Origin of the sequence: Peribacillus sp. ACCC06369 (assembly GCF_030348945.1) — a bacterium.
Classification (GTDB): Bacteria; Bacillota; Bacilli; order Bacillales; family DSM-1321; genus Peribacillus.
This window is the reverse complement of the sequence record NZ_JAUCEN010000002.1, coordinates 4424505-4444625: the sequence shown is the minus strand read 5'-3', so window position 1 is coordinate 4444625 and position 20121 is coordinate 4424505. Positions and strand designations below refer to the sequence as shown.

The 20121-nt window shown below is 43.6% G+C and carries 13 protein-coding genes and 1 pseudogene; 12 read left to right on the top strand and 2 right to left on the bottom strand.

Annotation, left to right across the window (positions count from 1 at the left end; all coding sequences use genetic code 11):
• The first annotated feature begins 212 nt into the window (after nucleotides 1–212).
• The 9 genes from QUF78_RS22520 to pdxR all read left to right on the top strand — a co-directional run bounded on the left by QUF78_RS22520 (nucleotide 213) and on the right by pdxR (nucleotide 13717).
• Nucleotides 213–1460, top strand: coding sequence for an amidohydrolase family protein (locus QUF78_RS22520; protein ID WP_289326430.1), 1248 nt, complete (start codon nucleotides 213–215; stop codon nucleotides 1458–1460).
• A 24-nt stretch (nucleotides 1461–1484) separates the two neighbouring features.
• A complete protein-coding gene (locus QUF78_RS22515; RefSeq protein ID WP_289326429.1) occupies nucleotides 1485–2759 on the top strand; it encodes an amidohydrolase in 1275 nt (424 codons plus the stop codon).
• Between the two features lie 5 nt (nucleotides 2760–2764).
• A complete protein-coding gene (locus QUF78_RS22510; protein WP_289326428.1) occupies nucleotides 2765–4012 on the top strand; it encodes an amidohydrolase in 1248 nt (415 codons plus the stop codon).
• 558 nt (nucleotides 4013–4570) lie between these two features.
• The gene (locus QUF78_RS22505) at nucleotides 4571–5866 is read left to right on the top strand and encodes a uracil/xanthine transporter (RefSeq protein ID WP_289326427.1); all 1296 of its coding nucleotides are present in this window, start codon (nucleotides 4571–4573) and stop codon (nucleotides 5864–5866) included.
• Between the two features lie 477 nt (nucleotides 5867–6343).
• A complete protein-coding gene (locus tag QUF78_RS28070) occupies nucleotides 6344–6523 on the top strand; it encodes a hypothetical protein (protein ID WP_483313863.1) in 180 nt (59 codons plus the stop codon).
• Between the two features lie 83 nt (nucleotides 6524–6606).
• Nucleotides 6607–8550, top strand: a complete 1944-nt coding sequence (locus tag QUF78_RS22495) for a putative thiazole-containing bacteriocin maturation protein (RefSeq protein WP_289326425.1) — start codon at nucleotides 6607–6609, stop codon at nucleotides 8548–8550.
• Nucleotides 8547–10490, top strand: a complete 1944-nt coding sequence (locus QUF78_RS22490) for a TOMM precursor leader peptide-binding protein (protein ID WP_289326424.1) — start codon at nucleotides 8547–8549, stop codon at nucleotides 10488–10490. The genes QUF78_RS22495 and QUF78_RS22490 overlap by 4 nt, the downstream gene beginning before the upstream one ends.
• A gap of 23 nt (nucleotides 10491–10513) precedes the next feature.
• The gene (locus QUF78_RS22485; RefSeq protein ID WP_289326423.1) at nucleotides 10514–12085 is read left to right on the top strand and encodes a SagB family peptide dehydrogenase; all 1572 of its coding nucleotides are present in this window, start codon (nucleotides 10514–10516) and stop codon (nucleotides 12083–12085) included.
• Between the two features lie 201 nt (nucleotides 12086–12286).
• Nucleotides 12287–13717 (top strand): MocR-like pyridoxine biosynthesis transcription factor PdxR, encoded by a 1431-nt coding sequence (gene pdxR, locus QUF78_RS22480; protein WP_289326422.1) that lies wholly within the window; start codon nucleotides 12287–12289, stop codon nucleotides 13715–13717.
• Between the two features lie 510 nt (nucleotides 13718–14227).
• Here pdxR and QUF78_RS22475 read toward each other — a convergent pair.
• A complete protein-coding gene (locus QUF78_RS22475) occupies nucleotides 14228–16687 on the bottom strand; it encodes a SpoIID/LytB domain-containing protein (RefSeq protein ID WP_289326421.1) in 2460 nt (819 codons plus the stop codon).
• Nucleotides 16688–16816: 129 nt separating this feature from the next.
• Here QUF78_RS22475 and QUF78_RS22470 point away from each other — a divergent pair.
• The 3 genes and pseudogenes from QUF78_RS22470 to QUF78_RS22460 all read left to right on the top strand — a co-directional run.
• A pseudogene (locus QUF78_RS22470) lies at nucleotides 16817–17050 on the top strand (IS4 family transposase); the annotation flags it as partial.
• A 995-nt stretch (nucleotides 17051–18045) separates the two neighbouring features.
• Nucleotides 18046–18240: a hypothetical protein gene (locus QUF78_RS22465; protein ID WP_061464872.1), complete on the top strand. Its 195-nt coding sequence runs from the start codon at nucleotides 18046–18048 to the stop codon at nucleotides 18238–18240.
• 213 nt (nucleotides 18241–18453) lie between these two features.
• Nucleotides 18454–18903 (top strand): YfmQ family protein, encoded by a 450-nt coding sequence (locus QUF78_RS22460; protein WP_289326420.1) that lies wholly within the window; start codon nucleotides 18454–18456, stop codon nucleotides 18901–18903.
• Between the two features lie 362 nt (nucleotides 18904–19265).
• Here the strand turns inward: QUF78_RS22460 and QUF78_RS22455 are convergent, their stop codons facing one another.
• Nucleotides 19266–20120, bottom strand: coding sequence for a MurR/RpiR family transcriptional regulator (locus tag QUF78_RS22455; protein WP_289326419.1), 855 nt, complete (start codon nucleotides 20118–20120; stop codon nucleotides 19266–19268).
• Between the last annotated feature and the right edge of the window lies 1 nt (nucleotide 20121).

The following is a 20121-nucleotide window of genomic DNA, read 5'->3' as shown; positions in this document are numbered from 1 at the left end:
TTTTAAATAAAAAACTGCAGGCAAACTAGTTTTCATAGAGTTGTCTCCAGTCTGAAAGGGTTCATCCATTTTAGGGTGAGCCTTTTTCTTTGGTTAAATCAGAATAAGTAAAAATAACATAAAAATGAGTAAAAATTCTGAAATTATTAAATGACCTTTAGAATTATAATGAAATGGATGCATGTTCAATCTGGAGTGGAAGGGTGAGTTTAATGTCACGATCATATTGGTTGACGAATGTACGCTTGGAAAATGGTTTTACTTATAATGAAAATGAAACGGTTACCGGCACTGAAACCGGAAATTACCACATCAAGATTGAAAATGGAAAAATATCCTCGATTTTATTAGCGGAGGAATCGATAACAGATCAGGATCCACAGCATGATGTTCAAGGTCTCCTGATGGTCCCTTCGTTTAAGGAAATGCATATTCACATTGATAAAACGTACTATGGCGGTCCGTGGAAGGCCTGCATGCCTGCCATAAATGGCGTGAAAACCCGGATAGAGGAAGAGCAGGCTTTACTTCCTGAGTTATTGCCTACCGCTAAAGCAAGAGCAGAAAAAATGCTGGATTTATTATTGAGCTTCGGATCTACCCATATACGCACCCATTGTAACATTGACCCCGTTATAGGTCTGAAAAATTTAGAGGCTACCATTCAAGCGCTCGAAGGATATAAGGATAAATTGACGTATGAAATCGTCGCATTCCCACAGCATGGACTATTACGCAGCAATTCCGCAGGACTAGTAAGGGAGGCCATGAAAAATGGGGCGAATCTGGTAGGAGGCGTGGATCCAGCCACCATTGATGAAAATATAGAGCGGTCTCTTGAAACGATCATGGATATCGCGGTTGAATCGAACTCCGATATTGATGTCCATTTACATGATCCGGATCACCTTGGACTCTTTACCATGAAACGCCTCGCTTCGATGACGGAAGACGCAGGGTGGCAAGGAAGGGTAACGGTTAGCCACGCCAGCGGTTTGGCAGATCTTTCCGTTGCAGAGGCTACGGGTATAGCCGAAAGGTTTTCGGAAACAGGAATATCCATTACATCCACAGTGCCTATCTTCAGAACGATCCCCATTCCCCTGCTCCATGAAAAAGGGGTGAAAGTTGAACTGGGCAATGACAGCATCACTGATCATTGGACACCCTTCGGCATCGGTGACAATCTGGAAAAGGCCGGTCGCCTTGCTGAGAGGTTTCGCATGATTGAGGAACGTTCTTTAGCTAAAAGCCTGCAGTTCATAACAGGAGGGAAGACCCCATTAAACCAAGACGGGGTCAAGGCATGGCCCAATGTCGGGGATGAGGCGAATATCGTTTTGCTTGAAGCTAGCTGTTCCGCGGAAGCGGTGGCCAGAAGGTCAAAGCGTGCCGCTGTCATTTTTAGGGGCAATGTTGTAAGCGGATCTATTTCATCTTTCGAGACGACAGGTGTTTAATCTTCTATTAAAGAGAGTGATTCAATGAATGAAGCATACTGGCTTACAAACGTTACACTTGATAGTGGATTTGTTTTTGAGAATGAAAGAATCGATCGAACAAAGACAGCTTCATACAACATGTATATAAAAGACGGGATCATTGAGGAATTGCAATTGGCTTCAAGAATGCCTTTGAAAACGGAAATGCCCGTCCAAGATGCGGGAAACTTGCTTGCACTTCCGCCTTTTAAAGAGATGCATAACCATCTGGACAAGACCTATTTAGGACTGCCATGGAAATCATGCACTCCTGTTCCGAGTTTAATCGAACGCTTGAAATTAGAAGCGGAAGAGCTTGCCGAACTGGCTGAAACTGGGCGGCTCCGGGCTGAACGGATGCTTCAACTATTGTTGAAAGGCGGTGCGACGCATGTAAGGACGCATGTTAACATTGACCCATACATCGGTATGAAGAACTTGGAAGAAATTCAGAAGGCGTTAAGCAGTTTCAAAGGGAAAATGAAATACGAGATCGTGGCTTTCCCGCAGCATGGACTGCTAAGAACGAATTCAAAAGGGTTGATGAGACAAGCGATGAAAGAAGGGGCGTCTTTGGTGGGTGGCCTGGATCCTGGCGGAGTGGATAATAATATAGAAGCTTCCCTCTATGAAATGATGGATTTAGCTGTTGAATTTGATGCAGACATTGATATTCATATACATGATCCCGGTCATCTTGGTTTTTATACGATTAAGAAACTCGCTTCTTTAATCGATGAAGCAGGCTGGAGAAACAGAGCGGCTGTCAGTCATGCCTTTGCCCTTGGGGATGTTTCCAGTGGGGAATCAAATGAATTGGCCAGTGAATTATCAAACCTAGGGATAGCCATCATGTCCACAGTTCCGATCAACCGGGTCATTCCCCCAATTGATGTACTGCATGAAAAAGGTGTCCGCGTTGCTCTCGGGTGTGATGGCTTTTATGACTCCTGGTCCCCATTCGGTACAGGGGATATGCTGGAAAAGGCAGGTCGATTGGCAGAGAGGTACAACTGGAAGGACGAGTATGGATTGTCTCAATCGCTCCAATTCATTACGGGCGGGGTCAGGACACTGGACCATGAAGGAAATCGTTTATGGCCGAACGTGGGAAATGAAGCAAGTATGGTATTCGTGGATGCCTCTTGTGCTGCCGAGGCAGTTGCCCGGAGATCCACGCGTTCTGCGGTCATGGTCAATGGGAATCTGGTTTACGGCGGACTCGACTGTGAATCCGCCTTGAATGTGAAGGGAATGTCTATTTCAAGAAGGGAATGAAGGGCATGAATACAATCTATTGGTTAAAGAATGTTCGTATGGAATGTGGTTACCGGAAAGAGAATGATAGAGTTACAGGAACAATAACCGGTCTATTCCATCTGTTGATGGAGGATGGAAGGATCACGAAGATCGTTAAAGATGGGGAGGCCATACCTAATGATCTGCCAGCGGAAGATGCAAAAGGATTGCTGGCGTTACCCTCCTTCATTGAAAAGCATGTCCATCTTGATAAGACACTGATGGGGGATGTATGGAGAGCATGCACGCCTTCTAAAAGTGTCATTGAACGCTTTGAAAATGAGAAGAGGGTGCTGCCTTCCATTGCAACAAGCACATGTAAACGGGCAGAGTCTTTACTGGAAATACTTTTAGCTTCTGGCTCTACACATGTACGGACCCATGTTGATATCTACCCGGAAGTGGGATTGCAGAACTTAGAGCAAGTCCAAGAGGCGCTTGCTGGCTATTCCAATAGACTCAGTTCAGAAATAGTCGCATTTGCGCAGCACGGATTGTTGCGGTCGGGGTCTGTCCAGCTTGTCAGGGAGGCATTGCGAAACGGAGCGGGAATCGTCGGGGCAGTCGACCCAGCCACAGTCGATAACAATATTGAAGCTTCGCTCGTGCAATTGATGGATTTGGCAGTGGAAGCGAACGCTGATGTGGACCTGCATTTACATGATCCCGGCCACTTGGGCACGTTCACCATGAAACGTTTGGCAGCCCTGACCAAGCAAGCAGGCTGGGAAGGCAGGGTAGCATTAAGCCATGCGTTTGGCATAGGGGATGTATCCAGGGAAGAAGCCTTTGAGCTGGCTGACATCCTTAAGGATGCGGGGATTTCCATCGTCACAAGTGTCCCTATTAACAGACAGATGCCCCCTGTTGGTTTATTACATGAAAGAGGGGTTGAAGTATCAGTAGGGAATGATAATATCTTTGATGTATGGTCACCTCTAGGGAACGGTGACATTCTAGAGAGAGCCGGCAGGCTGGCAGAACGCTTCAAATGGATTGATGAAGTCTCCCTCTCCCGAACACTCGGGTATATAACGGGCGGAAAAACCCCATTGGACGAAAAGGGTAACCAGGTATGGCCGAAAGTGGGGGATGCAGCAAGCTTGGTGTTAATTGACGCAAGCTGTTCTGCAGAAGCAGTTGCCAGGCGTTCTGAACGTAAAGCGGTCATTTTCAAGGGTAACTTGGTTTCCGGTTCACTATATAAACAAAAGCAGTCAATAGACTTGTAGGGCTAACCCAAGGATCTCTGGATACTTCCGGATTTCCTTTTTCTTTTGGGGATTGAAAGTCTCGGAATGCAGGTAGTCTGCCATGTTCGCTCCCGTATACTTTTACTTACTGTAATTTTTTTTGCTATATTGGTTAAGGACTTGCTTCCCATGTCATTATGTTTTTGCCCTATATGCTTTAAACAGGATAAAATGGACTACGATTCCAAAAGGGCTGGTTAACAATGATCCTTTCTATCAAATTAAAGGGTTTGGCTTCCGCTAGTCCATTTGCCTTGTAATCGAGTCCAGCCAACAAATTAGCAAGAAGCCGCGGCCTTTGTTACTATTAATGGTAAACGCTGTCATTTTGCATCGAATCTGCATCTTTATTTTGGCATGATGATGGCAGCAGAACCGCAAAGCGTAAGAGGACTTTGATCCCTGTGTTGCCATGTGTTCAAGAAATGGCCATCTGGGGACCGCGTCCATTAGCATGGTGTTGTCCTATGAAGGGCGATTAAACCATGTATTCACCATGAGCTTAAAAAAGTATCATGTTCAAAGGAGATGGAATCTATGAAAAGTTGGAGATCTTCCGTGACTCTATTTTCTTCTTTTCAATGGTTGTTTTTTATTTTTGCAAATACGGTAGTGGTGCCCATATCGATTGGCGCAGCTTTTGATCTTCCTCCCAATGTTACGGAAATGACCATGAGAAGCTCGCTCATTTTCACCGGGATCGCTTGCGTGATTCAGGGTTGGAAGGGGCATAAGTATCCCATTATGGAAGGGCACTCCGGTCTATTGTGGGGAGTGATGCTGAATTTAGGGTTATCTGCACCATCCATAGGGCTCGGTTATGCTGAAATAGGAGGGGGAATAGCTACTGGTCTCATTGCAGCCGGTGTCGTGACCCTCATTATATCTGGCTTCAACCTGATTTCTTATGTCCAGAAGATTTTTACGCCCATGGTCATGACCGTTTACTTATTCCTTCTGACGTTCCAGCTCATTTTTGTCTTTTTTAAGGGGATGCTGGGGATTACGGAGGATGGGGAAATTAACATCCCGGTCAGTTTCCTATCATTGGGGATTGTCTTTTTAGTAAGTATATTAAAAATAAAAGGACCAAGGACCATAAGCAATTTCTCCATTTTGATCGGGATTGTTGTGGGATGGATTTTTTACTCGCTGCTATTTCCAGAGGACGGGGGAGAAATGGGATCGACGGGTGCCTCTTTTTCCTTGTTCCCATTAGGCACACCAAACCTGGAATTCGGGATAATAGCGATTTCTTTTTTTGCAGGCTTACTGAATTTGTGTAACACGTTCGCTTCCATTCAAGCCGCATCCGAGTTAATGGGGGATGACGCTGACCACAAGCAGTATCGAAATTCTTTATTCATGACTGGCGGATTTACCATTTTCGCTCCGGTGCTTGGCCTTGTGCCGTATACACCTTTCACTTCATCCATCGGATTTTTGCAAAGCACGCAAATCTATGAGCGGAGGCCCTTCTTATTCGGAGGCATGTTGTTGACCATGATTGGTCTCATTCCTCCGTTTATCTCTTTCCTGGCCAGCATGCCAATAACAGTCGGGAACGCTGTATTGTTCGTCGCTTACCTTCAACTGTTTGGAACGGCTTTCAACAGCGTCAAGGGTCAGCAATTCACTTCAGACACGATATTCAGGCTTGCCGTACCAGTATTGATCGGAGTGAGTTTGATGAATATCCTGCCCAATGCATTTGCGGGCGTTCCCACGCTTTTACAGCCCTTTTTGACGAATGGGCTCATAATGGGTGTATTAATATCAATCGTGCTGGAAAAATCGGTAAACTGGAATCGCTATGAACAACTGCAGAACTAAGGTGACTTTTCATGCATATCCTGATGACCGATCGATATGGCCTATACATAAATGATCCTCCATTGAAGTATCTTGTAAGGACTTAATTTAAGAGGTGAGCATGAAAACCGGAAGGATATTATCCTTCCGGTTTTCTGCTTTTTCATTGGGTTTTTAATGGTGATCAGGCATTCGACGTGAATGGGATTTAGTAAAAATAGGCTTTTTAATCAGTGGCAATACCCACTCCCCTTACATATTTTGTTGGAGGGATACTTGACGTGGTGTTAATTCCCTGACCATTTCGTTCCGGTTTTTTTATCTATTCCAAGCACTACCTTATAAATAATACACGGAGGTTATATAAAATGTATGAATTTCAAAATCAATTGCAAAACCTGAATGTCGATGATTTCCAGGTGACTCAGCCAGTTTCTTGGGAACAAGTCCCTCAGCAGTATTCCATGGAAGATTCTCGTCAATTTGGTTTAGGTTGTTTTGGCTGTTTCTTGTGTTTTGGCTGCTTTGGCTGTGGAGGATGCGGCGGTCGTTGTGGTCGTTGTGGTGGATGCGGACGTTGTGGAGGATGCGGTGGACGTTGCGGACGTTGCGGCCATTAAGGTTTCAGGTCTAATAAAGAAAAGTCCCTGCGGTGCAGCAGGGACTTTTCTTTATTAGACATAAGGGACAAATTGTCGTACATAGGATTAAAGTGAAGTGCTGAAGCAGAACGTAGAATGCTTCGGGTTAGGAGGAGCGGAATGGTGAATTTGACCCCTTCTATGCGTTTGAAAGTGAAAAGGGATACGTTTTTTCTACCGGAACCAAACAGAGGTGTTTATTTCAGGAATAACATAAGTTCGTTCCGAATGGAGGGCAGCACAATCGTCCAATGGATTGAAAAGTTATTGCCGATGTTCAACGGGGACCATACATTAAGCGATTTGACGGATGGATTGCCTGGACCGTATCGGAACCGTGTCATGGAAATTGCCGAGGTTTTGTACGCGAATGGGTTCGTTCGGGATGTAAGTCAGGACAGTCCCCATCAATTAGGGGATCAGGTTCTTGAAAGGTATGCTTCCCAAATCGAGTTCCTCGACAGCTACGGCGATTCCGGGGCATACCGTTTTCAAGCTTATCGAAAGGGAAGGGCTCTGGCAATAGGTTCTGGCCCACTGTTCCTTTCAGTGGTGTCCGCGCTGATCGAATCCGGACTGCCCACATTCCATATCCTCATTACGGACACGGTACCGACCAATAGAGAAAGATTGAAGGAAATCGTTGCACATGCGCGTAAGTCGGACGAAGAGGCAGCGATAGAGGAGGTCGTGCTTGAGAAGGGAGCAGGGATTGAATGGCAGGAGATCGTGCGGCCATTCGACTCGATATTATATGTGTCACAGGAGGGTGATATTAAGGAATTAAGAGAACTTCATTCGGTTTGCAGGCAAGGGAAAAAGGTCCTGTTTCCTGCATTGATCATCAATCAAATAGGCATGGCTGGCCCGCTTGTCCATCCGGATTCCAAAGGATGTTGGGAGTCAGCGTGGCACCGTTTACATCAAACTGTGCTGGAAAAGGATCAGGCGTCTTCTTCTTTTTCCTCCACAGCCGGAGCGATGTTAGCCAATATAATGGTATTCGAGTGGTTCAAAGAGGCTACAGGTGTTACAACTGCAGAACAAGCCAATCAATTCTATCTGTTGGATATGGAAACATTGGAGGGAAAGTGGCATCCATTCATTCCCCATCCGGGGGTGACGGGAAAAGGGGCAGCTAAATGGATTGAAGATTTTGATCAGCGGCTTGAACAGAAATCGGGCCGGGGTGAGCCGGGGAAAGTGTTCATGCATTTCAGCCGGTTGACATCGGCGGAATCCGGAATCTTTCATACTTGGGAAGAGGGCGATTTAAAACAGCTGCCGTTGGCTCAATGCCGCGTTCAGGTTGTTGATCCGTTGTCGTCAGGTCCAGCCGGACTTCTGCCTGATATTATCCGTTCAGATTTGACGCATGAGGAAGCGCGGAGGGAAAGCGGTCTGGCAGGGGTTGAAGCATATGCATCGCGGACACTCAGCCAGCTCATTCAGACTCTTCCTCCGATTGAGGGAGCAGGCGAAATAAAGGAATCGATCGGTGTCGGAGGAGGGGAAACATTTGCTGAATGTGTTTGCCGTGGGCTGCAAAGCAGTTTAGATACAGAGTTTGGAAATAAGGAGTTCAACCAGGAGAAACTTGTGTCGGTGCAGTTGGGAGATGTGGATGATGAACGCTGCCGGTATTATTTACAAGCGTTGACCCGGCTGCAAGGAGATCCAATCATCGCGTTTGGTGAGGAAGTGTCCGGTTTCCCAGTTGTTTGGGCAGGAACGAGCGACGGCTGGTCTGGCGCTGTCGGTTTGAATGTAACGATCGCATTACGGAACGCGCTGCAAAAGGCAATCATGAAAGTTCAGAACCAGACCGTTTGCCTCACAGCTCCAGGTCTAGTGGCATCGTCTGTTCTTAAGGAAAAAAAGGTGAATCTTGTGATTCCTTCGTGCGAGGTAACAGGGAATTCCGAGATAGTACAGTCCGCCATTCAAGTCCTGAAGAAGAATAAGAAGCGGATTTTCGTTTTCGAATTAGAACTGGAACCATTCTTTAAGGAAGAACTGGCAGGTGTGTTTGGGGTATTTTTGCGAGAGGAGGAATCAGGGTGAAAACTGACGTATTGGTTGTCGGGGAAGGAGTGTTGGCCGACCATGTTCATGGGGACCTGTCCGGCCAATATCAGGTCAATCGCCAAACCGATTTCGAGGCAGGAATACCGCAAACGACGGCTTTGGTCCTTGTGCTTCAAGATGCTTGGAACCCCACGGTCCATCAAAAGGCGGAAGAGGTGATAAGAACAGCTGGCATTCCATGGCTGCGGGGGTTCGTATCATTTGGAGAGGGAGTGGTAGGTCCGCTGGTGCGCCCAGGTATTACAGGTTGCTCACAGTGTGCAGACCAAAGACATTTCATGGCCGGGCGTGATCGTAAAGAAATGTGGGGAATCCGCAAACAGCTGCAAGAAAATGGGGGGATACAGCGTGATGCGGCGGCATCACGCACAGGCCTTTTGCAGATGGCTCACCTGATTGGTGCAGAGGTAAGGAAGGTGATGAAAGGAGAACACGCCAATTCGGAAGGACGTGTATCATTAATCAATCTGAAAACGCTGAACGGCTCGTGGCACTCGTTTTTACCTGATCCCTTGTGTCCTGTTTGCAGCCAATTACCTGATGACTCGAAGGATCGTGCAAGGATTTCGTTACAGCCAAGTCCGAAAATAAGTCCCGACAGTTACCGGACCCGTTCAATGGATGATCTGAATGAAGTTCTGGCCAAGGATTACTTGGATCACCGCACAGGATTCTTGAATAATAAAATGATAGACCTTGTGCCGCCATTTGCCGATGTAAGTGTTAATTTGCCTTTGTTCATAGGAGATGAGGGGGCGGCAGGCCGTACTCTCTCATACGCCGTCAGTGAGATGACTGCCATATTGGAGGGATTGGAAAGGTATTGCGGAATGGAGCCCCGCGGCAAACGGACAGTCATACATGACAGCTACAGTAACCTGAAAGATCATGCGCTCGATCCCATCAAGATAGGGGTGCACTCGAAGGAACATTATGCCCAGAAGGATTTCCCTTTTCGACCGTTTGATCCTGACCGCAAGATAGATTGGGTGTGGGGCCATTCATTTTTGCAAGAGCGGCCGATCTTGGTCCCGGAATTGCTTTCCTATTACAGCTTGGGCTGCGGAGATGGATTCGTCTATGAAACTTCCAATGGCTGTGCATTAGGGGGAAGTTTGGAGGAGGCCATTTTCTACGGCATCATGGAAGTGGTGGAACGTGATTCGTTTCTGCTGACCTGGTACGCGCAGTTGCCCCTCGCACGTCTTGACCCCTATTCTGCAAATGACAAAGAACTGGAATTGATGATTGACAGGGCAAGGGCGGCAGCGGGGTATGATATCCATTTGTTTAATGCCACCATGGAACACGGTATACCAAGCGTATGGGCGTTGGCAAAAAACAGGAAACAAAAAGGATTGAATCTCATATGTGCGGCAGGGGCTCATCTGGACCCGATCCGGGCGGTGAAAAGCGCGGTCTTCGAGTTGGCAGGCATGATGCTGACCCTTGACGATAAATTGGAAGAAAACCAGGAGGAGATTGAGAGAATGCTGCATGATTCCTCACTGGTACGGAAAATGGATGATCATGGCATGCTGTACGGTTTACCGCAAGCCGAGGAGCGACTGCAGTTTCTGCTGGATGCTGACCGGCCGATGCGAACATTCGATGAAGAATTCGGGAAAAAGGTGAATCATTCGGACTTGACCGAAGATCTGCAGGATATCCTTCAGGAGTTCCGCCGATTGAAACTCGAGGTGATTGTGGTGGATCAGACGACACCGGAGATTGAACGGAATGGATTACATTGCGTAAAAGTGCTGATCCCGGGGATGCTGCCGATGACATTCGGCCATCATCTTACCCGCATAACGGGGCTTGAGAGGATACTGAGGGTTCCGATGGAACTTGGATATGCAAAACGGCCGCTTGAATTCGAACAGATCAATCCGCATCCGCATCCTTTTCCATAAGCGGTGACTTAGGAGGTAGGAGGATGAGTCTAGAGGCATTTCTGCACAATTTGCATTTTGACATCGAAAAGGCAAGTCCGCCGGATTGGGAAGTGGATTGGGATGATGCACCGCTAACGTATAAGATTTACCGTGACTTGCCTGTTTTTCCACTATCACTGGAGGTGCCGCTGACGCTTGAGGGGGGCAATGGGCCTGCAAAGCTGGACCTCGAAGGAATCGGTCATTTCCTCTGGTATGCATATGGCCTGACCCAAGTCAGTCAGGTACCGAGATCCTCGGAATCCGAGGACCTCATGCAGTCATTCCGGCGTTTTCCGCCATCAGGGGGAGGTTTGTATCCAAGTGAATTGTACGTGTACTTGAAGATGGAGGAAGTGCCTGCTGGCGTATACCACTATGATGCGGCACACCACCGGTTGGTATTGCTGCGGGAAGGGGATTTTGATTCATATGTAACAAGAGCTCTTGGTGAAACCTTTGATATTACCTCATGTTTTGGGACGGTTTTTGTATCGACGATGTTTTGGAAAAACTTCTACAAATATAATAATTTTTCATACCGCCTGCAAGGTCTGGATGCGGGCGTGCTCATTGGACAGTTACTCGAAGTGGCGAAACGGTTTGGAATCGCATCTGGGGTTTGCTTCCAATTCCTTGACCGGGCCATCAATCATCTGCTCGGGCTTTCGAAAGAGGAGGAGAGCACGTATGCGGTGATTCCCTTATCGGCAGAACCAGCATTTTGGTGTACGGATGAAAGCTACAGTGACGGACATGTCACTTCGACGGAATTATGCAGGGAATTGACGGGGATTCAGCCTGAACACTATGTTCGGTCGAAGAGGATCAGGGAATTTCCGATGTTAACTAAAATGAATGAAGCATCCATGATCGAGTCCACCCAATCATTCCGGCCGATCGATCCAAAGAATGGGGCCGAATGCGAAGGGCATGTAGTAACCCTACCTATCGTTAAAAGGTTATCCCATGATTTGGCTGCGGTTTGCCGAAAGCGGTTTTCACCTGAAATGGACTTCGCTCTAGGGAAAGTCAGTCAACTGCAACTGGCGGCTCTCCTGCAGGAGGCAACCGCCTCGTTCTCCTATCGAAATGATTTGGATGGAACAAACGAGAACAACGAACATCGCGTTTCCTTATATGTTTGTTTGTATAATGTGGAAGACATTCAAGATGGTGCATACCATTATGACAGCACGACACATTCATTACGACAGATACAATCAGGAGATCATCGGCTCCAATTGCAATACGGAATGTCCCTGGATATCATGAACTTTCAGCAAGTGCCGATCTGCATACATGTAGTTGGCGATCAAGATCATTCCAAAAAGAAGCTTGGATATAGAGGGTACCGCATCCAGCAAATGGAGGCAGGTATGCTCGTACAGAAATTACTGATAGCGGCCTCAGCCCTCGGAATGAACGGGCACCCGCTGCTCGGCTTTGATGTGAATATGTGTGATGAACTTTACAAAATCGGTGGTGGTCCTCAAGGAAAAACGAGCCTTATCCAAGTCCCGATCGGCCACTATCGGAATCGTCCTTGGCTGAAGGGGAGTCTGCATTGTTGAAAAAGATGAAACGAAAGCCTCCATTTCATTTAAGAAATGGAGGCTTTCGTTTTTATTTTGTAGTGCAGCTTCTATCCTAAGAGTGCAATAATCTCTACTGAAGATTATACTGAAATTAAAGATTTTACTACTTTTGGGAATGAATAAGTATATAAAGTTAATTAGTACGCTTTTAACTAAACATTTTAAAGGATGTAGCTTATGGAATGGAAAACTGACAGAAAATCCAAGAAGCCTTTATATAAACAAATAGCAGCTTACATCGAGAGTGGCATTGCTGATGGAACATTTTCATTGGATAAGCCGCTACCGTCTGAACGCTTCTTGGCAAGTGAACTGGGAGTTAACAGAAGCACAGTTGTTGCTGCTTATGATGAATTGGAAGCAAATGGGCTAGTTGAACGAAAAAAAGGAAGCGGAACCATGATCAGCAAGGATATCTGGGGAATTACCCGAAAACGTATACCTAGTTGGAATAGATATATCGAAGCGGGTTCTTTTTTGCCCAATATGCCAGTAACCCAAAGAATTCGTAAAGAGACGGAAGGGCATAACCTTATTAACTTAGCTAGTGGGGAACTTTCAGAAGACTTATTTCCAGTCCAATCCTTACGTGAAATCATTTCTAATAGGTCCTTCATTGGTAGCTTAGGTTATGATCACCCTCAAGGCAATGCGGTTTTAAGGGAAACAATAACCAAACATGTTAAACAGTATAGGAGAATTGACACGCATCCATCTTCTATACTCATTACTTCGGGTGCACAGCAAGCCATACATCTGGTGGTCCAATGCTTGTTAAAGCCAGGAGATGCCGTTGTATTGGAAGATCCATCATATAGTTACAACCTTCCCATCTTTCAATCCGCGGGGCTAAGAATTTTTCATTTACCAGTTGATAAAGATGGAATCAACCCAGAGGATTTACTGGAACTCCATAAAAAACATCGGATCAGGATGATCTTTTTGAACCCTGTATTTCAAAACCCTACAGGAACTGTCCTTCATATCAACCGTCGTAAAAGAATTCTTGAACTTTCATCCGAATATGGAATACCGGTCATAGAAGACGATCCTTATAGTTTAACTTCCTTTACCGGGGAAGAAATTTCCACTCTTAAATCGATGGACAACAACGGAAATGTTTTGTATATAAGCTCTTTGTCAAAAATTGTTGCTTCCGGTTTAAGAATTGGGTGGATTATAGGACCGAAACCAGTTATAGAGAGACTTTCTGATGCTAAGCAGCAGGTTGACTTCGGTCATGGCTCATTCACTCAATGGATAGCAAACGATTTTTTGGATTCAGAGTATTTTCCTGCCCATATTGCCTACTTAAGGGGCCAACTGAAAAAAAGAAGGGATGCAATGGTTTCGAGTCTTCAACAATTCCTGCAAAAAAAAGTTGATTATAATTCGCCAAATGGTGGAATTCATTTGTGGTGTAAGCTGAAAGTGCCATTGAACGAAATAAAGTTACTGGAGGAATCCATCAAAAGAGGAGTCATATACGTTCCGGGTTCAACACTAGGTACAAATAAGGAATACGTACGCTTTACTTTTGCAAGGGAAAATGAGGAATCCATTCACGAAGGCATCAAAAGGTTTGCAGAGGCTGTAAAAAGTTTATAATCATATGCTTTGATATTCACGAGAGAGAGTCATGATGATTCCAGACTGTAGACAAACTTGTTCGGTTTGCCTGCAGTTTTTTAATTAAAAAGTTCCGTTGATTTCAGAAATCCGCTCCCTTTCCGCCTACTGTCTGCCAAGCCTCCTCGGCGCAAGCGCCTGTGGTGTCTCGGCTAGCCAGTAATTCGGCAGGAGTGTCGCAAATTTCTTCAATCTAATGAGGGTTTCATCCACATACCCATCATCAAGCTAAGATATATTTGTATCCCCATAACGAAAAAATTCTTTTTTCTATTAATTTTACAGAAAAAGTAGCTCTTTTTTCGTTTTGGAGTGTTTTATATTTTTTATCTTGATGGCGATGCGGTGGGGACCCCAATAAGGTGCTGTTTCAGACTGAATTTACAATCGGAAATGAAATATATAGAAAAAGACCATGACTATTAAAAAATCATGGTCTTTTTCAGTGCTCACCAAATTTTGATTAGGGCTTTTCACTGATTGATTTCGTTATCGGACGTTCGTTAGGTATTTTGCATGCACATAACCTGTTCCCTTACCGTACTGAATTTTGTACCAAGAGCTACTCTTATTAATTACGGTAACGATTTGGTTTTTCTTCAAAGAGCCAAGAACTTTCCCAGATGTGGTTGGTTTGGAACGGACATTCAACTTCGTAGCATTGACCTTACCAGTCATATTTTTCGCTGCCGGTTTGTTTAAAGTGTAGGAAGTCGTCGTTGTACGTTTGTTCTGGCTTGGATCAATCGCTGTAATGGTAAACGTATACTTTCCGTTCGATACCTTTGATACATGCCATGATGCACTTTGGATACCGGCATTGTTTGTAGCATTATTGGTTAGTGTCGCCACGGTTTTGTCTTTTGCATCTTTTACTTGAACGGTTACCTTCGCCTTTTCATTAATCTCATACTTCAAAGCAACATTACTCGTTTTTGAATCATATGAGGTTTTTATATTATTAATGGAAGGTGCCGTTATATCGGGTTTCGTTAAAGTAAATGGAACCGTTGCTGAGTTTTTATTTTGATTGCTGTCGATCGTTGCAATTTCAAATGAGTACTTACCGTTCATAACCTTCGATACATTCCACGATGTCCATTGGACACCGGCATTTTTCTCTGCATTATTGATCGGAGTAGCTTGGATTTTGCCTTTTGCGTCTTTTACTTGAACGGTAACCTTTGATTTTTCATTGATCTCATACTTCAGGAAAACTTTATTTGTTTTTGAGTCATATGAGGTATTTGTATTTTTAATAACTGGAGCCGCTGTGTCAGGCTTTGTTAATAAAAATGGAACAGATGCTGAACTTGCATTATTACTACTATCAATCGCTCTAACTTCAAAGGTGTATGAACCGTTACTTACCTCTGATGCATCCCAAATGGCTAATTGCGATCCTGACGGCTTTTGATCCCCTTTGACAAGAGAAGCGATGATTTGCTCTTTTTCATCCGTAACTTCCACTGTCACATTCGCTTTTTCATTTGTATCAAAGGTTATTTTGACTTGGTTTGTTTTAGAATCGTAATGGGCTTTTAAACTATTAATCATTGGTGCCGTTTCATCTTTAGGTGCGGGATCCGGAGCTGGTGTTGGAATTGGCGTTGGAATGATAGGTGCCGGTTCTGGCTTGACTGGTTCTACTTCTTCAGGCTCGGGCTTATAAGCTTGTTTTAAGCTTGTCCCTTCATAATAGAAAGCAAGAATCTCGCGATACGTATTTCCCTTTTCGCCAGCCTTTTTCGCGCCATACTGACTAAGTCCGACACCATGGCCGTATCCCTTGCCTGAAACGTTAATCGCATCCCTTGCAGTATCCACTTTGTCTACTAAAAAGCTTTTCATGATGCCCAGACCGATAATGTCTCTAATTTTCGAAGCCGTTACATCTTCTAATATTACACTTTGCTGTAGCGCTTTCCCCTTTTCTTTCACCATAAATTCAATCTTTATACTTCCTTTACTCACCCTGCCGCCACTTGTTAGTGCGTGAAGGGATAGGTGAGGGACAGCCGTTATTTTAATGTCTTTGCCGGTATATCCATTTTTCTGTAGCCATGCTCTTATATTAGAAATTACTGGTGTTTGTTCAGCTTCCTTGGTATTAGCCCACCATGTATCTGCTTTTGTCAAATCTAAATTTGCAAGGTCTATTTGTTGCTTTTTTACACTAAAACTCCACACAGTTTGCGGATCATATGGATCGTCTTTGACCATTAAATATGGTAGCTCTGTACCAATCCAAACATTATTGTTGGACTCGGTTTTCCCTCCATTGCTAGAGGAAAAAAGAGCATCTGAACCTATATGTTGTTTTTCACCATAACCGATGACCTGACCTTCTGTTGCTTTAACAGCTTTTGTTGAGTTTTCGTGCCAAGTGTAGCCACCGTATACCTGGTAACTCATTGTGTCATCGGGCGTTCTGTTGATGTAGCTCATCGCATAGGTTCTTGCCGCAACAGCCTGTGCCTTTAAGGCTTCCTGATTCCATAAAGCCGGCATTTCAGCTGGAACAACCCCTTTTAAATAATCTTCAAGACCAATTGAGTTATATGGACGGATGAATTTCCCATCTTCCATAATAAAACGTAAACTACCTAAGTATGTACGCCCATTAATCGAAAGTGGACCGTTCCCTGTTTCAGGTTTCACTTCAATCTCAGAAGCTTTGCCTATTTCTTTTGAATCTGTCTGAACAACAATGTCCGTACCGCTGACCCTCAACGTATACTTCTTGTTCGATTCTAGTTTTACATTTGCTAGATTCGTAGTGTACGTGACTTCCGGTTCGACGGTAATCTCGGATTTATTACCAAGATAGCCTTTTAATTTAACCTTAATGATCGGATCGGCTGCCGCCTTAACAGACATTTCTGGAAGTAAAGATAGCATGAGAACGAGTGTAACAAACATCCATATTCCATTCCGTACCTTTTTCATTGAATAACCTCCTCATAATTTGGAAATTTATTAAAATAATAGTATATCATCCATAATGAGACATTAGTCGATATTTTACTATTTTAGGAGTCCCACCGCATGGCCGTTAAGCTAAGGTTTTTAGACATGAAAAAGAAGGAGTTAAGTGAATATAAATCTATCTATATGATAAAAGACTATTATTTATTGTTTTATCAAGGATTACAAAAAGACACCCAAGAACTATCAAAGACTTTTCTCCGTCTGTTTTACCTTTTGGAGAAAAACGGACGGAAATGTCATCGTTATAACAAGAAAACGGTCTTCGATATCTTAGGTGTTGTCTATGATTATTCGATGTCACAAAAACTCAAAGTTGCCTAATACTTTTTAAAAAACCTATTTAATAGGTTTTTTTGTCATGCACAATTTTAGTATTACTGTAGCAAAATAAAGAGAACGCACTTTCAAATTAACTCTTGGCAGGTTAGCTTGATGGCGATGGGGTTTCATCCATAAAAAGTAAAAAAACATGAAGGATAACCACGTCTTCTTTAAAATCATGGTTCAGGATGAGACCATTACGAACCATGATTTTAAAACAAAGTTGATTGGAACGTAAGGTACGAGACTCCTGCGGGAAGAGCACGTCCAAGGGGGACCCCGCAGGCTTGCGCCGAGTACGGATTAAAAAAACTGTAGGCAACTCCATTATTATCGAGTTTATCTACAGTGTGTAAGGTGCCGATCATGGCACATTCCTGTTGTCGACAAAAGAGGTTCCATCTATATGTTAAAAAAAAGTTGATTGGAACGTAAGGTACGAGACTCCTGCGGGAAAAGCGCGTCAAAGGGAGACCCCGCAGGCGCTTGCGCCGAGGAGGCTCCCGGACCGCCCGCGGAAAGCGAGTGCCTGGAGTGGAAATCAACATCTAAATTGTAACCATACCCGAGGATTTGAAGGTGTTGTTTTGGGTCAGTTGGTTCAGGAACATCATTTGATGAAAGTTAGTTTTCCGAACCCCTTTTTTTTGTCTTTTTCGAGGAAGCAAGTTAGGTCAGAGTTCCTGCAATACGTGGTATCTTAGCCATTTCTTCAGTGGCGCTTTGCACTTTTCTATGTATATGAACGAAAGAATTCAACAAGTGGATGGTGAAAATTTCACTTGATTGGATGGTCCGAAAATTGGTTGTTCTTTTATTATAGAGTAGTAGGCTTTTTTTAAAATATTTACTTAGTAAACACGAAGAGCGATCTACCTGGATACAATTTAATTTTGACATCCAAATTAGGTAGTTACACTACGATATACGATGAGAATCGGAATAATTTGAAGTGGTTCAAGGAAATAGATAATAATATTGGGAGGCGTTGAATCATGACGATAAGTGTAATATTAGTAGTAGCCATTAGTTTAGTTGCTCTGGTTGGCACCCTTTCATTAACGGGGAAGAGTGATAGTGATTATTCTGCAGCAACGAGAGGGAATTTGTTGAACCTTAGTTATATTTATATTGGTCTTGCCCTAGTATTAACTGTGGGCATCATCTACTTCGTAATAAAATTAGCCTAAGATACCACGTGAATGATTATTATAATAGTATATCAACATGCATAGAAATATAGGCTTAATTGTAAATAAAGGTCATGTTTTGTACGAGTGATTTACAAGACATACTCTATTTGTGAAACCAAAAATGAAACGTTAATAGAAGTCACTTCAAAGAAAAACTGACCGCCTCTTTCATTTAATAATTAAATTATAACGTCGCGGAGATGATCAAATATGACATTGCCTGTATTGATTTTGACAATTATCTTAAGCTTGCTTAAATTATTAGTTACCTGTCTTCCAACCGATGCAGTGAATTGGATTATGAGTAAATTTAAAATGCATTCAGAAATTAGTGAAGCGAATGCAATCGTAACCTTTGATGAAAAACGTTTGGAAGGTGAAGACAAAATTCAAGTAATTAATTATTTTAACGAAGCTAAGTTTTTGAAAAAAAATCATATATTCCCAGGGAACGAGAAATTGTTTTTACATCCAGAGAACAGTGGGACTCCAATAATAATTGATACTAGAAGAGGAAAAAACGATGTTAGATTATTTGTGTACATTTACAACGACCACGTGGATGTGGTCAAACAGTTCAAGAATAAAGTAGTTGCGTATAGTCTTCTTTCCGAGAGCCTCCAAGAACGATCCATGCCAGTAATAAGGAATTTAGTTTAAAAGGAACAAATAAAAAGATGTCTTTTAAAGTCTTTTAAAGTGAACTGCCCCCCAATTGTTAGTAACATCTAACTAATTGGAGATGCAGTTTTTTTATACGATGAATAACGAAAATGACTTTCGGTCAGGTTCTGTTAATCAAACAAACTGATAACTTTCAGCCCTACCATGGATTTGCCCCGTTTTCTGCCAATCATAAAGCTGTAGTTGTACGGGGGCTGTGGGGGAGTCGCTTTTATAAGAATATAATAAGGGTGAATCTGAATTTTGGGTATTACAGCTGTATGTAGTCGTAAATGAAATCTCAAAAAATACCCAATGGATCTTGTATAATTGTATGGTTTTAACGGATCGGCCGAAAGTCAGTCGGTCTCGGTTAATACCTTTAAAGTCTTTTCCCTGATGCTTATCCTGTTTTTATAATCTTTAGCAACCAACTCTGTATATATTAAATCGAAAAGTAATAGTAGTGGAAGCAATGGTGAGATGTTTTGTCCCATATGCAGGCTATTTTTGCTGGTGACCGATAGCGATATATCACCAAGCTGTGAGAGCTCGGAATTTTTATCACCAGTAAAAACCAAGATGCGCGAGCCTTGTGCCTTTGCGATTTTAACTGCGCGAATCACTTCTTTTGTTGTTCCGGAAATGGAAATGCCGATGACAACACTATTCTGGTCACTTAAAGCTGCGTCCATCATTGACTGGTGGGGATCTGTAATAGCCTCAACAGATAAGCCAATCCGGAAAAACTTGGATTTGAACTCCTGGGCGGCTAAACCCGAACTCCCTATTCCATATACATGTATCTTATTTGCCTGTGTAAGGAAAGATACCGCTTTCTGGATATCGTCATATGTGGTTATATGAAAGGTATTATCTATGATACCTAAGTGATCTTGGTACAGTTTAGCGAAATAATCCACCTGCTTGATGTCCTTCATATTTTTCGGTGTTTTTCGGAGATCCACGAACCTTTTTAACTCATGCCTGAACTCATTAAACCCAGAAAAGGCTAATTTTTGGCAGAAACGCGTAATCGTTGCCGGCGAAATATGAAGCTTTTTAGCTATTTGACTAATGGTTAACTGACTTACTTCTTCAGGGCGTTCCAGAATGTATTTGGCCAATTCTTCTTCTGTTTTGGTGAATTTGTCCATGCTGCACTCAATGCCATATATGAGGTTTTCTGCTAGATATTCCATGTGATCACCCATT

Bases quoted from the DNA above. Each gene is read 5' to 3' on its own strand.
- QUF78_RS22520 (WP_289326430.1), top strand. From the start codon at position 213: ATGTCACGATCATATTGGTTGACGAATGTACGCTTGGAAAATGGTTTT.
- QUF78_RS22515 (WP_289326429.1), top strand. From the start codon at position 1,485: ATGAATGAAGCATACTGGCTTACAAACGTTACACTTGATAGTGGATTT.
- QUF78_RS22510 (WP_289326428.1), top strand. From the start codon at position 2,765: ATGAATACAATCTATTGGTTAAAGAATGTTCGTATGGAATGTGGTTAC.
- QUF78_RS22505 (WP_289326427.1), top strand. From the start codon at position 4,571: ATGAAAAGTTGGAGATCTTCCGTGACTCTATTTTCTTCTTTTCAATGG.
- QUF78_RS22495 (WP_289326425.1), top strand. From the start codon at position 6,607: ATGGTGAATTTGACCCCTTCTATGCGTTTGAAAGTGAAAAGGGATACG.
- QUF78_RS22485 (WP_289326423.1), top strand. From the start codon at position 10,514: ATGAGTCTAGAGGCATTTCTGCACAATTTGCATTTTGACATCGAAAAG.
- pdxR (WP_289326422.1), top strand. From the start codon at position 12,287: ATGGAATGGAAAACTGACAGAAAATCCAAGAAGCCTTTATATAAACAA.
- QUF78_RS22475 (WP_289326421.1), bottom strand. From the start codon at position 16,687: ATGAAAAAGGTACGGAATGGAATATGGATGTTTGTTACACTCGTTCTC.
- QUF78_RS22465 (WP_061464872.1), top strand. From the start codon at position 18,046: ATGACGATAAGTGTAATATTAGTAGTAGCCATTAGTTTAGTTGCTCTG.
- QUF78_RS22460 (WP_289326420.1), top strand. From the start codon at position 18,454: ATGACATTGCCTGTATTGATTTTGACAATTATCTTAAGCTTGCTTAAA.
- QUF78_RS22455 (WP_289326419.1), bottom strand. From the start codon at position 20,120: ATGGGTGATCACATGGAATATCTAGCAGAAAACCTCATATATGGCATT.